Raw genomic sequence first — 19,871 nt, 5'->3', positions numbered from 1 at the left:
GCCACGACGAACGGCACGCCGCCCACTTCGAGCACGACCTCACGCACCCACACCGGCGAACGCGGCGCAATGCCGAGCGCGGCGTGCTCGTCAGGCCACGCTTGCGCAACCGTTTCGCGCGTGACGCGTACGGCGACCTCGCCAAGCGTGCGCAAATGCGCGGTCAGAGAACCGCCGCGCGTCAACCAGTCCTTCTGATCGGGCGAGCATATCGGGCGCGGCGCGAGCCCCCACCGGGCGCCCGCGGCGCGCGACCGAAGCAAGCGCTGCACTGCCTCCGGCATCACCGCGCAAGCAAGAGCGCGTTAGTGCGCTTCACGAAGCTCGCCGGATCCTCCAGCGCGCCCCCCTCCGCCAGCACAGCCTGATCGAACAGCAGATGACACCAATCGCCGAAATCCGCATGCTCGGTCGAAAGCTGCTTCACGAGCGCGTGCTCGGGGTTGACCTCGAGGATCGGATGAAACTCCGGGGCTTGCTGTCCCGCCGCCTTCAGCATGCGCTGAAGGTAGCCGCTCATCTCGCCCTCGTCGGCGACGAGACACGTAGGCGAATCGGTCAGACGGAACGTCAGCCGGACATCCTTCGCCTTGTCCTTGAGCACTTCTTTCATCCTCTCGACGAGCGGCTTCATCGTCTCGCTCAAAGCCTCGTGCGCCTTTTTCTCCTCGTCGTTGAATGCATCGAGGTCCAAATCGCCACGCGCAACGCTCACGAGCGGCTTGCCCTCGAACTCCGTGAAATAGGCCAGCGCCCACTCGTCGACGCGATCCGACAGCAACAGCACTTCGATGCCCTTCTTGCGGAACACTTCGAGATGCGGACTGTTCTTCGCGGCCTGCCAGCTCTCGGCGCTGACGTAATAGATCTTCGACTGGTCGGGCTTCATCCGCGAGACATACTCGGCAAGCGAAACGGTCTGTTCCGCCGAATCCGTGTGCGTCGTGGCAAAGCGCAGCAGCTTGGCGATGCGCTCGCGGTTCGCGAAGTCCTCGCCGAGGCCTTCCTTCAGCACCTGGCCGAATTCCTTCCAGAACGTAGCGTATTTCGCCTTGCCTTCCTCGGTCTCGGCGTTCGCGAGCTCCTCGAGCATCGAGAGGACGCGCTTGGTCACGCCCTCGCGAATCGAACGCACGTCCCGGCTTTCCTGAAGAATTTCACGCGATACGTTGAGCGGCAGATCGCTCGAATCGACGACGCCCTTGATGAAGCGCAGATACGACGGCACCAACTGTTCGGCGTCGTCCATGATGAACACGCGCTTCACATAGAGCTTCAGGCCGCCGCGACGCTCGCGGTTCCAGAGATCGAACGGCGCGTGCGACGGCACGTAAAGCAGCTGCGTGTACTCGCTGCGCCCCTCGACCCGGTTGTGCGTCCATGCGAGCGGGTCCTGATGATCGTGCGAGAGATGCTGATAGAACTGCGTGTATTGCTCGTCGGTGATCTCGCTTTTGGGCCGGCTCCAGAGCGCGCTGGCCTGGTTCACGGTCTCGTCCTCGTCCTTCTCGACCGTCTCGCCCTTTTCCGAATCCCACTCCTCCTTTTTCATGAGGATCGGCAGCGCCACGTGGTCGGAATACTTGCGGATGATCGAGCGCAGACGGTGGCCGGACAGCAATTCATCCTCACCTTCGCGCAAGTGAAGCGTGATCGTCGTGCCGCGCGCGGGGCGCTCGATCGTTTCGACCGAGAAATCGCCCTCGCCCGCGCTCGTCCAGCGCACACCCTCCGCGGCCGGCAGCCCCGCGCGGCGCGTCTCGACCGTTATCTTGTCGGCAACGATGAAGCCCGAATAGAAACCGACACCGAACTGGCCGATGAGCGCCGCGTCTTTTTGCTGATCGCCCGAGAGGTTCGCAAAGAATTCCTTCGTCCCCGAGCGGGCGATCGTGCCGAGGTGCGAGATCGCCTCGTCGCGGCTCATGCCGATCCCGTTATCGTCGATCGTGATCGTCCTCGCCGTCTTGTCGAACGACACGCGAATGCGCAGATTCGGATCGTCCTCGAAAAGACCGCTGTTCGCGATCGCCTCGAAGCGCAGCTTGTCGGCCGCATCCGACGCATTCGAAATCAGCTCGCGCAGAAAGATTTCCTTGTTGCTGTACAGCGAATGGATCATCAACTGCAGGAGCTGCTTCACTTCCGCCTGGAAGCTCATGGTTTCTTGTGCCATGCTCTCGATTCCCTATTTCTCGTCAGTAACGGTTGGACACTCATCGGCTGCGGGCCACACGCGCAGCAAGGCGCATTCCCCGGCGCGCACCGCGGCAACGCCAGGCGGTGCTGGCAATTCGCCGCGAACGGCCGCTCAAATGGGGGCGGCCTGTGCCGTTTTCAAGACCCTGGCCGGGCGTCGGCCGTCCAGGTAGCCGGACAGAAAACCCGGCAGCGCGGGATCGCCGCAATTGGCTACGTTAAAACGCATCCAGGTCGTCGGCGATTGATGCGGCGAAAAAAGACTACCCGGCGCAAGCAAAAACCCCACCTCCTGCCCCGCCGCGGCCAGCGCATCGGAATCGACTCCGGTGTCCGCCCACAGGAACATGCCGGCCGCCGGCATCGTGAACAGCGAGAGGCCGGCGGCTTCGAGCATCCGCGCGCACTTGTCGCGCACGCCGTCGAGCCGCCCGCGAAGACGCTCGACATGCCGGCGGTAGTGCCCCTCGGTCAGTATTTTGTAAAGCAAACGCTCGTTGAGCTCGGGCGTGGCCATCCCGACGAGCAGTTTTTGATCGGCGAGCGTTTGCGAGAGATCGGCCGATGAAGCAATGAATCCGACGCGAAGATTGCCCGTCAGCGTCTTCGAAAAGCTGCCGAGATAGATGACGCGCCTCAATTGATCGAGGCTCGCCAGCCGCGTCGCCGGATAGCTCGGCGGACACAGATCGCCGTAGACGTCGTCCTCGACGACGATGAAATCGTACGCCTCCGCGAGCCGCAGAATGCGAAACGCCTGAGCCGGTGTCAGCGACGTCCCGGTGGGGTTGTGCAGCACCGAATTGATGACCAGCATCTTCGGCCGCCAGGTGGCGACGAGCGTTTCCAGCGCATCGATATCGGGTCCGTTCGGCGTGTAGGGCATCCCGATGAGCCGCGCGCCTTGCGAGGCAAAGCGCCCGAACATCTGGAACCAGGCCGGATCGCCCACGATCACCGGGTCGCCCGGTTGGATATAGACGCGCGCGATGAGATCGATCGCCTGCGTAATCCCCGATACGAGGACGATCTGCTCGGGCGCCGCGCCGATTTCGAGTTCCTCGAGACGCGTCTGCAATTGCTGGCGCAGCGGCAAGAAGCCTTGCGCCGTGCCGTTGCCGAGCCATTGCGTCGGGCTTTGGCGGCCGAGCGTGCGCAACGCCCCCGCCATGAGTTCGCCGTCCAGCCAGCGAGTCGGCAAGTACCCGAGCCCCGGGCCTTTTTCCGGCGTGCTGGTTTGCACGGTAACGCGCAGCAGCCAGGCGACATCGATCGGGCTGGGCGGCCGCGCTTCCCGCAACGTGGTGCCGGATTGCTGGCGCTGGAAATCGGGCGTTCCAGACGAACGCTCCCGCACATAGAAGCCCGAGCCTCGCCGCGATTCGAGATATCCCTGCGCCACGAGCCGCTCGTACGCCTCCACGACGGTAAAGCGCGACACGCCCTTGTCCTGGGCCAGCTTGCGGATCGACGGCATGCGCATGCCGGGGCGGAACACGCGCTCCTCGACACGTCGACGCGCCCATTGAACCAGCTGTTCGACGAGCGTGAGCTGCGAGGCGCCGTGCGGCGCGGGGATGAGATCGAGAGGGACGGACATGGCGGGATCCGAACTGTACAGAAAAGTATCGAAGCGATTGTACCGTTACTGTGCAGGCCACGCCGATTAAAGTGAAGCACAATCCGTTTTTTCGGCTGTCGAACCGTCCGTCGCTATCGCGCACCGTTTCCGCATGATGTCTGCCACCGCACTCGAACTCGACCACCTGATCGTCGCAGCCCGCACCCTCGAGGACGGCGCGCGCCACGTCGCCGAAACGCTCGGCGTCGAACCGGTCGCCGGCGGCGCCCACGCACGGATGGGCACGCATAACAGGCTGCTGGGCCTTTTCGGCACGGTGTATCTCGAAGTCATCGCTGTCGATCCCGAGGCGCAACGCCGCAGCGAACCGGCGAACGAGCGGCGTCCCCGCTGGTTCTCGCTCGACGACGACGCGATGAAGGCTCGTCTCGAGGCGGGCCCGTTTCTCGCCCATTGGGCCGTGCGCGTCGTTCGTCCGAAAGATCTCGGGCGCTGGCAAGCGCAATACCCGTCGAGAATCGCGCCCGTCATGCCGATGTCCCGCGGCGAGCTCACCTGGCGGCTGACGGTCCCCGATGACGGCAGCTTTCCCAGTTGGCAAGGCGCGGGCGACGGCGTGCTGCCGACTTTGATCCAGTGGGACACCACCGCGCATCCGGCCGGTCGGCTACCCGCCACCGACCTCGCGCTGCGTGCGCTCAAGGCGCGGCATCCGCGCCCGGCGCCGATCCGGGAGCAACTGGCATGGCTGGGCGTCGGCCACTTGATCGAACTCGACGACGCGCCGGCTGACGCGCCAGCACTCGCGGCCGAAATCGAAACACCCGCCGGCACGCGCCTGCTGCGTTGAGCGGCACGCTCGCGGCGCCGAGCAGCGCACGCCGGGCGCTGCGGCGAGAGCGGCAATAGATGCACCCGATGAATCGACAAAATCGACTCAGGAATCCCGTCCTCAATGAACACCCGCGAATCGAATGGCATGCTGCTCGGCCTCGTCGGCGTCATCGTCTTCAGCCTGACGCTGCCGATGACCCGCATCGTCGTGCAGGAATTTCACCCCCTCCTGAACGGTCTCGGCCGCGCGCTCGCCGCAGCGGTGCCCGCCGGTGCGCTCCTCGCCTGGCGTCGCGAGCGGCTGCCCAATCGCGCCGAACTGCGCAGCCTGTTCATCGTGGCGCTCGGCGTCATCGTCGCATTTCCGGTGTTTTCGGCGTGGGCGATGAAAAGCGTTCCCGCCTCGCACGGTGCGCTCGTCGGGGGCTTACAGCCGCTTTTCGTGGCGCTTTATGCGGCGTGGCTTTCGCATGAACGGCCCTCGCCCGCTTTCTGGGCCAGCGCGGCGCTCGGCAGCGCGCTCGTCGTCGCGTTCGCGCTCCATGCCGGCGGCGGGGCGCTGCGGGCCGGCGACGGGCTGATGCTCGTTGCCGTCGCCATCGGCGCGCTCGGCTATGCGGAAGGTGCCCGGCTCGCGCGCCACATGGGCGGTTGGCAGGTGATCTGCTGGGCGCTCGTCGTAGCGGCGCCGTTTCTCGTCATCCCCGTCGGCGGGCTGGCCTGGCGGCAACATCTGATACACCCGGCGCCTTTTGCGCTCGCGACCTGGCTCGCGTTCGGCTATGTCGCGCTCTTCTCCCAATTCATCGGCTTTTTCGCCTGGTATGCGGGACTCGCCATGGGCGGCACCGCACGCGTGGGCCAGGTGCAGTTGCTGCAGATCTTCTTTACGATCGCTTTCTCCGCGCTCTTTTTCGGCGAATCGGTGCAGCCGTCGACCTGGTTTTTCGCGGCCGCCGTCATCGCGACCGTGCTCGTGGGCCGCAAGGCCGCCGTACGGACGGCCGCGCCGCGAGCACGCGCCGGGCTGCGACTGGAGCGATAATCGCGTCTTTTGCCGCGCGAGTCCGTCGAGACGACGCATTCGCTCCGGCTTTGCGCCCCGCCATCGTGCGCCGCCCGATTGGCCCATTTTTTTCAAGCCCACTCATCGACCATTCCAAGGAGACTTTCATGGACCACAGCGATATGCCGCAACGCGACTGGCAGCTTTCCGAGCGAGCCCGCAAGCTGACGAGTTCGGCCATCCGCGAAATCCTGAAAGTCACCGAGCGGCCCGAGGTCATTTCGTTTGCGGGCGGCCTGCCGGCACCCGCCACCTTCCCGGCCGAGCGCATTCGCGAAGCGACCGATCGCGTGCTGCGCGAGGCGCCGGCCGCGGCACTGCAGTACAGCGCGACGGAAGGTTTCATGCCGCTGCGGGAGTGGGTCGCCGCGCGTCTGTCGACGAGCAATGCAACGATTCGTCCGTCGCAGGTACTGATCACGACAGGCTCTCAACAGGCGCTCGATCTGCTCGGCAAAGTGCTGATCGATCCGGCCAGCCCGATTCTCGTCGAAACTCCGACTTATCTCGGCGCGCTGCAGGCGTTCTCGCTTTACGAGCCCCACTGCGTGCAGGTACCGACCGACGATCACGGTCTCGTTCCGCAGAGCCTGACGCCGGCGCTCACGCAGGGCGCGCGCCTGCTCTACGCGCAACCGAACTTTCAGAATCCGACAGGCCGGCGCCTGCCGCTCGAGCGGCGCGTCGCGCTCGCCGAGTTCGCGCGCGCGAGCAAATTCCCCGTCATCGAGGACGATCCCTACGGCGCGCTCGATTACGCGGGTTCGCCCTTGCCGACGATGTTGTCGATGGCGCCCGATCACATCGTCTATTGCGGCACGTTCTCGAAGGTGCTCGCCCCCGGATTGCGGCTCGGCTACATCGTCGCGCCTGAAGACCTTCACTTCAAACTCGTGCAGGCCAAGCAGGCCACGGATCTCCATACGCCAACGCTCACTCAGCGCATCGTTCACGAAGTCGTGAAGGACGGCTACCTCGACGAGCAAATCCCGGCCGTGCGCGCGCTTTATCGCGATCAATGCGAGGCGATGCTGGCCTCACTCGCCCGGCACATGCCCGACGGCGTCAGCTGGAATCGTCCCGAAGGCGGCATGTTCATCTGGGTGACACTGCCCGCTGGCATCGATACCATGGCACTGCTCGAGCACGCCGTTGCCGCGAATGTCGCATTCGTGCCGGGCGCGCCGTTTTTCGCGGGCGACCCGCAACACCATACGTTGCGGCTGTCCTTCGTCACCGTCCCGCCCGCGCGCATCGACGAGGGCGTGGCGCGCCTGGCGGCGCTGATCCGGGAACGCATCTAGTCCGAGCTCGCTCGCTTGGCTCATTCAACTTTCCAGACTCTTCGAGGACACTTCTCATGGCACAACACAACGTCTACGACACGCTGAAGACACTGAACATCGAATTGCCGACAGCCGGCGCACCGGCCGCCGCCTATGTCATGTGCGCGCAAACGGGCAACACGGTCTACGTTTCCGGCCACATCGCGAAAAAGGACGGCAAACCGTGGGTCGGCAAGCTCGGCTCGAACATGGCGACCGAGGAAGGCAAGGCAGCCGCACGCTCGATCGCCATCGATCTGATCGCGACGCTGCATACGCACCTCGGCGACCTGAACCGCATCAAGCGCATCGTCAAGGTGATGAGCCTCGTCAACTCGACGCTCGAATTCACGGAGCAGCACATCGTCACCAACGGTGCGTCGGAACTCTTCGTCGAAGTGTTCGGCGAGGCGGGCAAGCACGCGCGTTCGGCATTCGGCGTCGCGCAAATTCCGACCGGCGCCTGCGTCGAAATCGAACTCGTCGCGGAGCTCGCATAACGCAAAGGAGGCCGTATGAGTGCGCGCCGCGTTCGCTTTAAACAGGTCGACGTCTTTTCGGATGTGCCGTTCAAGGGCAACGCGCTCGCCGTCGTATTCGATGCCGATGGGCTCGACGCCGACGAGATGCTGGCCATCGCCCGATGGACGAATCTCTCGGAAACGACGTTCCTGCTCGAGCCGACCGAACCCTCCGCCGACTACTACGTACGCATCTTCACGCCCGCGGGGGAGTTGCCGTTCGCCGGCCACCCCACCCTCGGCACCGCGCACGCGCTGGTGGAGAGCGGCTACGTCCCGCGTACCGCGGGCCGGCTCGTGCAGCAGTGCGGCGTGGGACTCGTCGAGATCGAAGATCGGGCGCCGGGCGTGCGAGCCTTCGCCGCCCCGCCCGCACGCATTACGCCGCTGCCGGAGACCGAGTTCGCGGCGCTGCGGGAAGCGCTCGGCACGAGGGAGGATGAGATCGATTTCACTCGCGTCCCACCGAGCGCCGTCGACAATGGCGTCCGGTGGCTGACCGTCGGGTTGACCTCACCGGAGCGCTGCGTGACCGTCAAGCTCAACCCGTCCGCGCTTTCTCATATCGTGCAACGCGCGGGCATGAAGGGGCTCACCCTCTATGCAGCCCATCCCGCGGGCGGTCCGGCATCCTACGAGATGCGCTGCATCGTCATGGACGACGAGCTTTCGATCTATGAGGATCCCGCCACCGGCAGTGCGAATGCGGGGCTGGCAAGCCTCTTCTCTTCGCGCGACGCGCGGCCCGGCGACCGTTACACGGTCCGGCAAGGCGTCGCGATCGGCCGGGCCGGCCGTGTCTTCGTCGATTACGACGATGCCCGAGGCAAGACATGGATCGGCGGGGCATCGACGACGGTCGTCGACGGCACGATTTCAGTGCGCTGACTATTCCCCTCCCCCGCGCCGGCGCCTGCCCGCCGGCCGCACAGCGCACCTCGTGGGCGCGCCCGGTCACCGCTTCCGAAAGCGGCCGGCGCGCACCCCAGAGCCAATCGGCTAAGCTCTGCGGAAATCATGCCTGGATAGTCAAACGTTTACCCGATTAACGGACGCTATCCTAATCCTGATCCATTCAGTAATATCCTCCTGACGACTGCCCACGAGGGTGCGACTTCCATTGATGACCTGACAGCGCCGCGGCCAAGCCCCGGGGCACGATGCTCGCCATGCAGCCAACCATGAACCTGTCGACCCTGCCAAACGGTGCCTGCAGTCCTTCGAGACTTCACGGCAAGTGATGAACTTTCCCTGGTTCCATTCGGCCCGTGACACGCGCGCGCGGCGCGATGCGGCCGGCTCGCGGCGGCGCGCGCTGATCGCGATTCCGGCGCTGGGTCTGCTCGTGCTCGTCTTGCTCTGGACGGTCATCTCGGCTCGCCTGTCCGTCGAACGCGATTCGACCTATCGGGAAGCGGCGGCGTCGGCGGCCATCCTGTCCGCCGCACTCGAACAGCATACGATCAAGGCCATTCACCAAGTCGACCAGATCACCCGGTTCGTCAAGTACGAGTTCGAAAAGAACCCCGATCGCTTCGAGTTGCGCAGCACTGTCGAAAAGGGCGTCGTTCAGAGCGACACACTCGTGCAGGTCGCGATCATCAACGAGCACGGTCTGCTCGTCGCCTCGACGGCGGAAGCCAATCCGGAGCCGATCGACCTGTCCGATCGCGAGCACTTCAAGGTGCACGAGCACGAGAACGACGATCAGCTCTATATCAGCACACCGGTGCTGGGCCGCGTGTCGCATCAGTGGACGCTGCAAATGACACGGCGCCTCAATCACCCCGACGGCTCGTTCGCGGGCGTGGTCGTGGTGTCCGAAAACCCCGGCTATTTCACGAGCGATTTCTATAACAACGCCGCCATCGGCAAAGACGGTGTCATTGCGGTGATCGCCGATAGCGGTGCGGTGCTGGCGCGCCGCACCGGTTCCAACACGAGTGCGCCGGGAACGTTTTCGGCAAGCGGCGTCTACCCGATTTCCGAACACGTCTCGGGGACGCAGATCGATCCGATCGACCGCGTGAAGCGCATTGTCTCGTACCGGCACATCGACGGCTATCCGATGGGCGTGCTCGTCGGGCTGTCCGAGGCCGAGGAGTTCGCGGACTACAACCATACGCGCAACGTCTATCTGCTGATGGCGGGTTTCATCTCGCTCGCGATGCTCGGCTTTTTCGCGGTGGCAACCGGACTCATCGGCAAACTGCTCGGGCGCGAACGCGAGATGACCCATCTCGTCGAATACGATTTGCTGACGGGCCTGCGCAACCGCTACGCCACGCTTCAAAGCCTGCGCCAGGATGTGAGCGATCCGAGCAATGTCGGCCGCCTGGCCATCCTCTTCATCGATCTCGATAACTTCAAGACGGTCAACGACACGCTCGGCCACAATGCCGGAGACATCGTGTTGCAGATGACCGCGGCCCGCCTGGCCGATACCGTTGGCGCCACGGGCGTGCTCTCGCGCATCGGCGGAGACGAGTTCGTCGTGATCGTCAAAGGCGGCGATGTCGAGCGGCAAGCGACACAACTGGCCGAAACGATGCGCGAAGTGTTCGAGCATCCGTTCGATGTGCGCGGCACGTCGTTCGTGCTTCACGCCAGTATCGGCATCGCACTTTTCTCGGTGGGCAGTGAAAGCGAGATCGACCTGCTCAAGAAAGCCGATCTTGCCATGTATAGCGCCAAAGACGCCGGCAAGAACTGCTATCAGTTCTATGCGCCGCATCTCTCGCATCGTGCCGATCACCTGATGCAGTGGGAGCAGCAGTTGCGCGTCGCGCTGACCGAACGGCAGCTGTTTCTCGTCTACCAGCCGAAAATCGATCTCGCGCGCCGCTGCATCACAGGGTTCGAAGCCCTCGTGCGCTGGAATCACCCGCAACAGGGCGTCATCGCCGCGAGCGAGTTCATTCCGGTCGCCGAATCCACCGGCCTCATCGTGCCGATCGGCGACTTCGTGATCCAGGAAGCCTGCAAACAACTGGCGATCTGGCAAAGCCAGGGCTACGAAACGCTCTCTCTCGCCGTCAACATTTCGGCTGTCCAGTTCTGGCGCGGCGACCTCTACGAAACCATCGCCCGCGCGATCGAGGAAACCGGCATTGCGGCGCAGCGGCTCGAACTGGAAATTACCGAGACAGCCATGATGGAGTATCCGGATCTCGTCTCGGAGAAGATCGCCGCCCTGAAAAAACGGCTCGGCGTCAGTATCGCCCTCGATGATTTCGGCACCGGTTACTCGTCGCTGTCCTATCTGAATCGCTTCTCGGTCGATACCCTCAAGGTCGATCGTTCGTTCGTGCAAGCCATCCCGGTCGACCGGAGCGTCTGCGTGATGGTATCGGCGATCGTCAACCTCGCGCGCTCGCTCGGTCTCACGGTCGTCGTCGAAGGCACCGAAACGGAAGAGCAGATCGCCTGGCTTTCGGCGCTGGGCAACATCCAGGCGCAAGGTTTTCTGTTCTCGCGCCCGGTGCCGGTGGACGGGATTCCGGCGCTGCTGGAACGCTTCGGCGTATGCGGCATGCGTGAGATCGTCGGCAGCCCCGGCCGTATTGCACCCAGCACGAGCACGAGCGGACAGTCCGCCTGATGGCGATGCCCGAGAACATAAACAGACCCTAGCCGCGCCCGGCCGGGCTGCGCCCATGAACGACGTACCAACGAAAGCGAGATCCGCGCCGCATACGCCGCCGGCAGCACCCCAGCCCGGCGACAGACGAGCGACCGATGCGCCGCCAGCCGCGCGCGAGCCGCTCTGGACGCTCTTTCGAGTCGTCCTCGTGCTCTCGGCGCTTTCCTGGGGTGGCCTTGCGCTGATGGCGCAACTCGAACTCTATTACGTCGAACGCGAGCGGCGCTTCACGCGGCTCGCTTTTTCCGATCTGATCGCGCTCTCCTGGATGGTCCCCGGTGCCGTCGGCTGCAACGTAGCCGTCCAAGTCGGCCACGCGCTGCGCGGAGCCGCCGGTGCCTGGGTGGCTGGCATCGCAGCGGTGCTACCGTTCTTCTGCACGATGACGGCATTCGCGATCTTCTACGATTCGCCGTTCATCCGCTCGATGGCGTCGCCCGAGCTGATCGACCATTTCGCCGTCGTGCTCGGCAGCCTCATCGCCATTACCTGGTACCGGCAGCTGCGTGCGGTCGTCCATACGCGGCTGCAATGGCTGGCGGCGGCCGGAGCCTGCGCCATTTTGCTGCTCACGCAGCGGGCGAGCGCATTCGTGCTGTTGCTGGCGATCGCCTTCATGGCGGGCTGGATCCAAAGTCCGACCCGCGGCGAACGCCTCGCCATTGCGTTCGACCGCAGCGACAAGATTCTGGTCCCCATCCTCGTGTCCCTGGTCGTCCTCTTCGCGCTACCGCTGCCGTTGTCGCCGCAATACCAGCTCGCACTGCTCTGGCCGCGGCTCGCAGGCGCCGCAATGACGCTGTTCGGCGGCGGTTTTTCCGCGCTGCCGGTGCTGAAAACGCTGTTCGTCGCAGCGCCGCTCGGCGTGACGATGCGCGACTTCACACTGGCGTTCGCGCTCTCGCCGGTCTCACCCGGGCCACTACTCAACGTCATTCCGTTTCTGGGCTATCTCACGTACGGCAGCATCGGTGCCGTCGCGGGGACGGTCGCCTTTTTCGTACCGTCAGGGCTCCTGATCATATTCGCAAGGCGTCATCTGCAACGGCTCGAGATGCATGCGCGCTTCGAGCACGGCATGCGCGTGCTGCGCGCCGCCGCCACTTCCTTTCTCATCGTGGCCGTGGTGCACGTCGCGGAGCACGTGCCGCTTCGGTTTTCCTATGTCGGCACGGCAGTCTTCGCTTTCGTGTGCCTCGGGCGCCTCAAGCTGCCGGTGTACGCCGTCTATGCGATGGTGGCACTGACCTACGCCATCGCGATGTTCGTCGCACATCGATGAAGCGTACGGACGACCCGCCCTCTACGCTCGTTACTGCGATCAGAAACCGCGCGAGTAGACAGCGATAGCGATCGTCACGATCCCCAATACGAGATTGGCGATTACGAGACGCCGCATGATCTCGACGGCGCGAGCGCCGTCCGGCCACTTTTGCGCTTGTACCGCGCGCACGATGCGCGGGAAAACGGCAAAGCGTAAATGTCCGAAGATCATCATCATGACGACCCCGAGCGCGGCCATGGCATGCAGCGGCCATGGCGCCTTACCTCCACCGAATCGGACGAGCAGGAAGCCGCCCGAAACCAGAATCAACAGCACGGCCACGCCGACCCAGTCGAGAAACCGCCCGAACACGGCCCCGATCAGCGGCAGGCGCAATTGCGGCGATATGTCCGAGAGCGACGGGCGCAGGCAAAACTGCGCGAATATCATCCCCCCAATCCACACCGCCACGGCCGTCAAATGCAGGAACAACGCAACGTCCATGGCAATCGACATGACACCATTCTCCTAAAGTTAGCAGCCCGAACCGTTTGCCGGTCGCACAGGCCGAAGTGTCATCGCGTCACGCGAGCGCCGGGCGCAAGCCAGCGACCTTCGCCCGCGTATCGGGCGCACGGCCCCGGCGGGCCCGTTTGCCGACATGCGGCGCAAGCGATGCGCCGGCCAGAATCTCCTCGACCGGTTTGCCGCCGCGACCCGTACCGATGAGCACGACGCCGGCCGCCGCAATCGCCAGTGCCTGCACGAGGGTTTCGTTGTCGTCGAGCATCATGAGCGTGACGCCTCGTCCGCCCCCCGAGAGGGTCTTCATCTCGTCGAAAGGAAAAACGAGCAACCTTCCGGCGCTCGACAGACAGGCGACTTGACGCGCATCGGGCAGCACCGGCATCGGCGCGAGCGGCACCGCGCCCGCATCGATCGTCATGAACGACTTGCCCGCCTTTTGGCGGCTGACCATATCGCCCACCTTGGCAACGAAGCCGAATCCGTTGTTCGATGCGAGCAACAGCGCCTGCTCCGGATTCGCGGCGTAATAATGCAAAAGCCGCGTGCCCGCTTCCAGTTCGATCAGCGAAGTGACGGGCACGCCGTCGCCACGCCCACCCGGCAGCATCGCGACGGCCACCGAATAGACGCGGCCCGAGCTGCCCCAGGCGATCAACGTATCTGGAGTGCGGCACTGGAAGGCGGCATACAGGCCGTCGCCGTCCTTGAACGAGAAGCCCGCGGGATCGAGCCCGTGGCCTTTCAGCGCGCGCACCCAGCCGCGTTGCGAGACGACGACCGTGACCGGTTCGTCGACGACGCGGGCCTCGAACGTCGCGCGCTTTTCCTGCTGGATCAGCGTGCGGCGCTCGTCGCCGTACTGCTTCGCGTCGGCCTCGATTTCCTTGATGATCTGCCGCTTCATCGACGATTCGTTGGCGAGCAGTTCCTCGAGTTTCGCTTTCTCGTCGCGCAGCGCCTCGAGCTCTTTTTCGATCTTGATCTTCTCGAGCCGTGCGAGCTGGCGCAGGCGAATCTCGAGGATGTCGTCAGCCTGCCGCTCGGACAGACCGAACGCAGCGATGAGTGCCTGCTTCGGCTCATCCGCCTCGCGAATGATACGAATCACCTCGTCGATGTTGAGGAAGACGATCATCCGCCCTTGGAGGATATGGATACGATCGTCGACCTTGGCCAAGCGGTGCCGCGTGCGGCGTGTGACCGTGGCGAACCGGAAAGCGACCCACTCGCGCAGAATGTCGAGCAGCCCCTTTTGGCGCGGGCGGCCGTCCGCGCCGATCATAACGAGGTTGAGCGGCGCATTCGATTCGAGGCTCGTATGAGCGAGCAGCGAATGGATGAACTCTGTCTGGTCGATGCGGCTCGTCTTCGGTTCGAACACGAGCCGCACGGGCGCATCCTTGCCCGATTCGTCGCGCACGGCGTCGACCAGGGCGAGCAGCGTCTGCTTCGTTTGCAATTGCTCGGGCGTGAGGGTTTTCTTGCCCAGCTTCACCTTGGGATTGGTGAGCTCCTCGATTTCCTCGAGCACTTTCTGTCCCGATGTATTCGGTGGCAGTTCGGTGACGACGAGCTGCCATTGCCCGCGCGCAAGCTCTTCGATCTTCCAGCGCGCCCTGACTTTCAGGCTGCCGCGACCCGCTTCATAGGCGGCCGCGATTTCGGCATCGCTCGAAATGATTTGTCCGCCGCCGGGAAAATCCGGACCCGGCACGAGCTCCATCAGTTCGGCGTGCGAAATGTTGGGACGCCGAATCATCGTCACAGCCGCTGCCGCCACCTCGCGCAGGTTATGCGACGGAATTTCCGTGGCAAGACCGACCGCAATCCCGGATGCGCCGTTGAGCAGCAGGAACGGCAGCCGCGCCGGCAGGATTTTGGGCTCCTGGAACGAGCCGTCGTAGTTCGGCATGAAATCGACGGTACCTTCGTCGATCTCATCGAGCAAAAGCCGGGCGATCGGTGTCAGGCGTGCTTCGGTGTAACGCATTGCCGCCGCGCCGTCGCCGTCGCGCGAGCCGAAGTTGCCCTGACCGTCGATGAGCGGATAGCGCATCGAGAAATCCTGGGCAAGGCGAACGAGCGCGTCATATGCCGACTGGTCGCCATGCGGGTGATATTTGCCGAGCACATCGCCGACGACGCGCGCCGACTTCACGGGCTTCGCATCGGCGGCGAGGCCCATCTCGTTCATCGCGTAAAGGATGCGCCGCTGCACGGGCTTTTGGCCATCGCTCACGTCGGGCAAGGCACGCCCCTTGACGACGCTCACCGCGTAATCGAGGTAGGCACGCTCGGCATAATGGCCGAGCGTCAGGGATTCGCCGTCTGGCGGTACAACGGCCGGGGCGAAAAGGTCGTCTTGTTGAGCCATTGAAAATGGTGTCCGTATTCAGAATTCGAGCGGGGAACGATCAAGCTGCGCAGCGCAAAGCGATTCAGATGTCCGCCTCGACTTCGTTGCCCTTCTCTTCGAGCCAGCTGCGACGCGCGGCCGCCTCGCCCTTGCCCATCAGCATCGTCATGCGCGAGACCGTGCTGTCATAGTCGAGCTCGCCCAGTGCGACGGGCATCAGGCGCCGCGTGTCCGGGTTCATCGTCGTATCCCAGAGCTGCTCCGCGCTCATTTCGCCAAGCCCCTTGAAGCGGCTGATCGACCACTGCGATTCGCGCACACCGTCCTTGCGCAGCTTGTCGAGGATCGCTTCCAGCTCGCCCTCGTCGAGCGCATACAGTTTCTGAGCGGGCTTCTTGCCGCGCGCGGGTGCGTCGACGCGAAAGAGCGGCGGACGCGCCACATGGATATGGCCACGCTCGATGAGCTGCGGAAAGTGCTTGAAGAACAGCGTCAGCAACAACACCTGGATGTGGGCGCCGTCGACGTCCGCGTCCGAAAGGACGCAGATCTTGCCGTAGCGCAGATTCGACAGGTCGACCTTATCGTCAGGATTGTGCGGATCGACGCCGATGGCCACCGAGATGTCGTGCACCTCGTTGTTGGCGAAGAGCCTGTCGCGCTCCGTTTCCCACGTGTTGAGGACCTTGCCGCGCAACGGCAGGATGGCCTGATACTCCTTGTCGCGGCCCATCTTGGCCGAGCCGCCCGCCGAATCGCCCTCCACGAGAAAGAGTTCGTTGCGCGAGATGTCGGTCGATTCGCAATCGGTCAGCTTGCCCGGCAGCACGGCCACGCCGGAGCTCTTGCGCTTTTCGATCTTCTGGCCCGCCCGCGTGCGGGCCTGCGCCTGTTTGATCACCAGTTCGGCGAGCTTTTTGCCGTGCTCGACGTGGTGATTGAGCCATAGTTCGAGCGCTGGCTTGACGAACCACGATACGAGCTTCACCGCGTCGCGGCTATTGAGGCGCTCCTTGATCTGCCCTTGGAACTGCGGATCGAGCACTTTGGCGGAGAGCACGAACGAAACCCGCGCGAAGACATCCTCCGCCAGCAGCTTCACGCCTTTGGGCTGGAGGTTGTGCAGTTCGACAAAGCTCTTCACGGCCTGGAACAGCCCATCGCGCAGGCCGGACTCGTGCGTGCCGCCCGCCGGTGTCGGAATGAGGTTCACGTACGACTCGCGCGTGAGCGGTCCTTCTTCGCTCCAGGCCACCACCCAGGCAGCGCCCTCGCCTTCGGCGAACGCATCTTCGCTCATGCGTGCGCTGTCGGCATAACGCTCGCCTTCGAAAAGCGGCACCAGCAACTCGCTGCCCGCCATACCCTCGAGCAGGTAACCGCGCAGACCGTCGTCGTATTTCCAGCTCTGCCGCTCGCCCGTCTTTTCGTTGACGAGCGCAACTTCCACACCGGGCAGCAGCACCGCTTTCGAGCGCAAGAGCCGCTGAAGCTCCCCAAGCGGGATGTTCGAGGAGTCGAAATATTTCGGATCCGGCTGCGCCGTCACGCGCGTGCCGGTGCGCTTGCCGTTCTTCTCGGCCGCGCGCACCTGCAGCGGTCGCGCGACATCGCCGTGCGCGAAGCCGATTTCGGCCACCTTGCCGTCGCGCCACACCGTCACATCGAGCCGCGAGGACAGCGCGTTCGTCACCGAGACGCCAACACCGTGCAGCCCGCCCGAGAAGGTATAGGCGCCGCCCGCCGCCTTGTCGAACTTGCCGCCCGCATGCAAGCGCGTGAAGACGATCTCCACGACGGGTACGCCTTCATCCGGATGCATCCCGAACGGGATGCCGCGCCCGTCGTCGTCGACGGAGACCGAGTGATCGGCGTGCAGCGTCACCGTGATCTGCCGGCCGAAGCCGCCGAGCGCTTCGTCCGACGCGTTATCGATGACTTCCTGGATGATGTGCAGCGGATTTTCGGTGCGGGTGTACATGCCGGGCCGTTGCTTGACCGGCTCGAGACCCTTGAGCACCTTGATCGACGCCTCGCTGTATGCGGTGCTTGGCTTTTTCGTGGACATCGTTTCGTATTGGAACTCGTCATCGTTGTCCACAGGCGATGGGGATATCTACGTGGACAATGCGTTGAAAATTCAAAAAAAGCGAGCCGAAACAAGGCTCGCGCAGAGCGTGCCCGCAAAACAGGCGGCCCTGCAGTCGCGGCGTATTTTACTGGTTTCGACCTGGCGGGCAATTCGGCCGAAACGCCAATCGCGCCGCCGGGCGACTTCCCGTGCAGCTTACTTGCGCTTGGCCTCGAGCGCCTCCCAACGCTCCAACGCGGCCAACAACTCCTCGTCGATGGCGGCAAAGCGCTCGGTCAATCGCGCGCCCTCCTTGGCATCGGTCACAAAAATGGCGCCGTCCTCGAGCTTTGCCGAGATCGCTTTTTGTTCGGCCTCCAATGCCGCGATCGCCTCCGGCAAGGCCTCGAGTTCGCGTTGCTCCTTGAACGACAGCTTCACTGTGCGTTGAGCGTTGCGGCCCGCGGCGCTCTCCTTGGGCGCGGCGTCGCGCGAGGCGGTAGCGGGTGCCGGCTTGGCCGCCGCCTGGGCGAGCTGAGCCGCACGTTCGCTTTGCAACTGCCAGTCGGTGAAACCGCCGACGTACTCGCGCCAGCGCCCTTCGTCCTCGGATGCGATGACCGATGTCACGACGTTGTCGAGAAAGAACCGGTCGTGGCTCACGAGCAAGACCGTGCCCGCGTACTCGTCGAGCAACTCCTCGAGCAGCTCGAGCGTCGGAATGTCGAGATCGTTGGTGGGCTCGTCGAGCACGAGTACGTTCGCGGGCCGCGCGAAGAGCCGCGCGAGCAAGAGCCGGTTGCGCTCGCCGCCCGACAGGGATTTGACAGGCGAACGCGCGCGCTCGGGTGCGAACAGGAAGTCGCCCAGGTAGCTCATCACATGCTTGCGCGTGCCGTTGACTTCGATCCAGTCGCTACCGGGGCTGATCGTATCGGCGAGGCTTTTGTCGGGATCGAGCTGGGCGCGCATCTGGTCGAAATACGCGACCTGCAGGTTCGTGCCCACGCGCACCGTGCCTTCGTCGGGCGCGATCTCGCCGAGAATCAGTTTCAGCAGCGTCGTCTTGCCCGCCCCGTTCGGGCCTACGAACCCGATCTTGTCGCCGCGCATGACGGTCGTGGAAAAACGTTCGATGACCGTGCGGGCGCCGTAACGCTTCGTCACGTCCGTGAGCTCAGCCACGATCTTCCCCGAGCGTTCGCCCTGCCCCACGTCGAGCTTGACATTGCCCTGCACGTTGCGGCGCTCGGCGCGTTCATGCCGCATCTGCTCGAGCCGCGCAATGCGGCCGACGCTACGCGTGCGGCGCGCCTCGACGCCCTTGCGGATCCAGACTTCCTCCTGCGCGAGCAGTTTGTCGAACTTCTCGTTTTCGATCCGCTCGACCTCGAGCTGCTGGGCCTTGCGCGTCTGATAGGCCGAGAAATTGCCCGGGTACGACAGCAGCCTGCCGCGATCGAGTTCGACGATGCGCGTGGCGACGCGATCGAGAAACGCGCGGTCGTGAGTGATGAAAAAGAGCCCGGCGCGCGCGCCGACGAGGAGTTCCTCGAGCCAGCGGATGCCATCGAAATCGAGGTGGTTGGTCGGCTCGTCGAGCAGCAGGATGTCGGGGTCGGTCACGAGTGCGCGCGCCAGTGCCACGCGCTTTTGCATACCGCCCGAGAGCGCACCCACGCGGGCGTCGCCATCGAGGCCGATTTGCGCGAGCGTCGTCGCCACGCGCGTGCGCCAGCTCCAGGCGTTCGTCGCATCGAGCCGCGACTGCAGCGTGTTCATGCGGGCGAGCAGCGCGTCGTGTGCGGCTCCTTCGGGTGTCGCCGCAAGCTCGTGGGCAACGGCGTCGTATTCGTCGAGCGAGGCGCGCACTTCGGCGAGGCCGCTCGCCACGGTATCGAAGACGGACACTTGCGGGTCGAACTCGGGCTCCTGCGGCACGTAGACGGTCGTGAGTTCCTGTTGGCGCGTGACGAGCCCGTCGTCGGGCTGCATGAGGCCCACGACGATTTTCAGCAGCGACGACTTACCGGCGCCGTTGCGGCCGATGAGGCCCACGCGTTCCCCGGCTTCCAGGGAGAAATCCGCATGATCGAGCAGCGCGACGTGCCCGAACGCGAGCTGCGCGCCGGCGATGGTGTAAAGCGACATGGAAGCGCGCCTTGCGAAAAGTCGGAAACGTCAATTGTACCGGGCGCGGGCCGGACGCTTCGTCGCATCGCAAGGGAGCCGGGCTTCGGTAAAATAGCGCGCTTCATTTCGCGAAGCCGCCATTCGAGGCCGGCAGGCGTGTCCGCTCGGTCGGGGCCGGCCACGCTAAGCGATCGTTTTGATTTCGAGATGTGAAAGGACCAAAAGCGCCGTGAGCGACGTAATCGAATACAAAAGCTGGGTTTGCCTGATTTGCGGGTGGGTGTACGACGAGGCAGCAGGGCTGCCCGAAGAGGGCATTGCGCCGGGGACGCGGTTTTCGGACATCCCC

15 protein-coding genes are annotated in these 19,871 nt (G+C 64.3%); 8 read left to right on the top strand and 7 right to left on the bottom strand.

Annotated features, from left to right (window positions below):
• From VGL01_RS21275 to VGL01_RS21265, 3 genes are all read right to left on the bottom strand, one after another.
• Positions 1-263 (bottom strand): chorismate--pyruvate lyase family protein (locus VGL01_RS21275; RefSeq protein ID WP_331572866.1); only part of this gene is annotated, 263 nt, incomplete at its 3' end.
• A 20-nt stretch (positions 264-283) separates the two neighbouring features.
• On the bottom strand, positions 284-2,176 hold the full coding sequence (gene htpG / locus VGL01_RS21270) for a molecular chaperone HtpG (protein WP_331572864.1): 1,893 nt from the start codon (positions 2,174-2,176) through the stop codon (positions 284-286).
• Between the two features lie 135 nt (positions 2,177-2,311).
• On the bottom strand, positions 2,312-3,799 hold the full coding sequence (locus tag VGL01_RS21265; RefSeq protein ID WP_331572862.1) for a PLP-dependent aminotransferase family protein: 1,488 nt from the start codon (positions 3,797-3,799) through the stop codon (positions 2,312-2,314).
• A gap of 136 nt (positions 3,800-3,935) precedes the next feature.
• Here VGL01_RS21265 and VGL01_RS21260 point away from each other — a divergent pair, with 136 nt between their 5' ends.
• The 7 genes from VGL01_RS21260 to VGL01_RS21230 all read left to right on the top strand — a co-directional run bounded on the left by VGL01_RS21260 (position 3,936) and on the right by VGL01_RS21230 (position 12,452).
• Positions 3,936-4,631: a VOC family protein gene (locus VGL01_RS21260; RefSeq protein WP_331572871.1), complete on the top strand. Its 696-nt coding sequence runs from the start codon at positions 3,936-3,938 to the stop codon at positions 4,629-4,631.
• A 105-nt stretch (positions 4,632-4,736) separates the two neighbouring features.
• On the top strand, positions 4,737-5,660 hold the full coding sequence (locus tag VGL01_RS21255; protein ID WP_331572860.1) for a DMT family transporter: 924 nt from the start codon (positions 4,737-4,739) through the stop codon (positions 5,658-5,660).
• A 128-nt stretch (positions 5,661-5,788) separates the two neighbouring features.
• Entirely contained in the window at positions 5,789-6,985 is a 1,197-nt protein-coding gene (locus tag VGL01_RS21250; RefSeq protein WP_331572859.1) for a PLP-dependent aminotransferase family protein, read from the top strand.
• Positions 6,986-7,041: 56 nt separating this feature from the next.
• Positions 7,042-7,506: a RidA family protein gene (locus VGL01_RS21245; RefSeq protein WP_331572858.1), complete on the top strand. Its 465-nt coding sequence runs from the start codon at positions 7,042-7,044 to the stop codon at positions 7,504-7,506.
• 15 nt (positions 7,507-7,521) lie between these two features.
• On the top strand, positions 7,522-8,415 hold the full coding sequence (locus VGL01_RS21240) for a PhzF family phenazine biosynthesis protein (protein ID WP_331572857.1): 894 nt from the start codon (positions 7,522-7,524) through the stop codon (positions 8,413-8,415).
• A gap of 352 nt (positions 8,416-8,767) precedes the next feature.
• Complete coding sequence (locus VGL01_RS21235; RefSeq protein ID WP_331572870.1) at positions 8,768-11,128, top strand: bifunctional diguanylate cyclase/phosphodiesterase; 2,361 nt, start codon at positions 8,768-8,770, stop codon at positions 11,126-11,128.
• Between the two features lie 55 nt (positions 11,129-11,183).
• A complete protein-coding gene (locus VGL01_RS21230) occupies positions 11,184-12,452 on the top strand; it encodes a chromate transporter (RefSeq protein ID WP_331572855.1) in 1,269 nt (422 codons plus the stop codon).
• A gap of 39 nt (positions 12,453-12,491) precedes the next feature.
• Here VGL01_RS21230 and VGL01_RS21225 read toward each other — a convergent pair whose 3' ends face one another.
• The 4 genes from VGL01_RS21225 to VGL01_RS21210 form a co-directional block, all read right to left on the bottom strand.
• Positions 12,492-12,950, bottom strand: coding sequence for a CopD family protein (locus tag VGL01_RS21225; protein ID WP_331572853.1), 459 nt, complete (start codon positions 12,948-12,950; stop codon positions 12,492-12,494).
• A 67-nt stretch (positions 12,951-13,017) separates the two neighbouring features.
• Positions 13,018-15,336, bottom strand: a complete 2,319-nt coding sequence (parC, locus tag VGL01_RS21220; RefSeq protein WP_331572851.1) for a DNA topoisomerase IV subunit A — start codon at positions 15,334-15,336, stop codon at positions 13,018-13,020.
• A 64-nt stretch (positions 15,337-15,400) separates the two neighbouring features.
• Complete coding sequence (locus tag VGL01_RS21215) at positions 15,401-17,386, bottom strand: DNA topoisomerase IV subunit B (protein WP_331572849.1); 1,986 nt, start codon at positions 17,384-17,386, stop codon at positions 15,401-15,403.
• A gap of 219 nt (positions 17,387-17,605) precedes the next feature.
• Positions 17,606-19,540, bottom strand: coding sequence for an ATP-binding cassette domain-containing protein (locus VGL01_RS21210; protein ID WP_331572847.1), 1,935 nt, complete (start codon positions 19,538-19,540; stop codon positions 17,606-17,608).
• A gap of 211 nt (positions 19,541-19,751) precedes the next feature.
• Between VGL01_RS21210 and VGL01_RS21205 the strand changes: the two genes are divergently transcribed.
• The coding region (locus VGL01_RS21205) for a rubredoxin (protein ID WP_331572868.1) at positions 19,752-19,871 on the top strand (120 nt) is incomplete at its 3' end.

The sequence above is a fragment of the Trinickia sp. genome (assembly GCF_036503415.1).
Classification (GTDB): Bacteria; Pseudomonadota; Gammaproteobacteria; order Burkholderiales; family Burkholderiaceae; genus Trinickia.
Note: the sequence above shows the minus strand (reverse complement) of the source record. Positions and strands in the feature narration are given on the sequence as shown.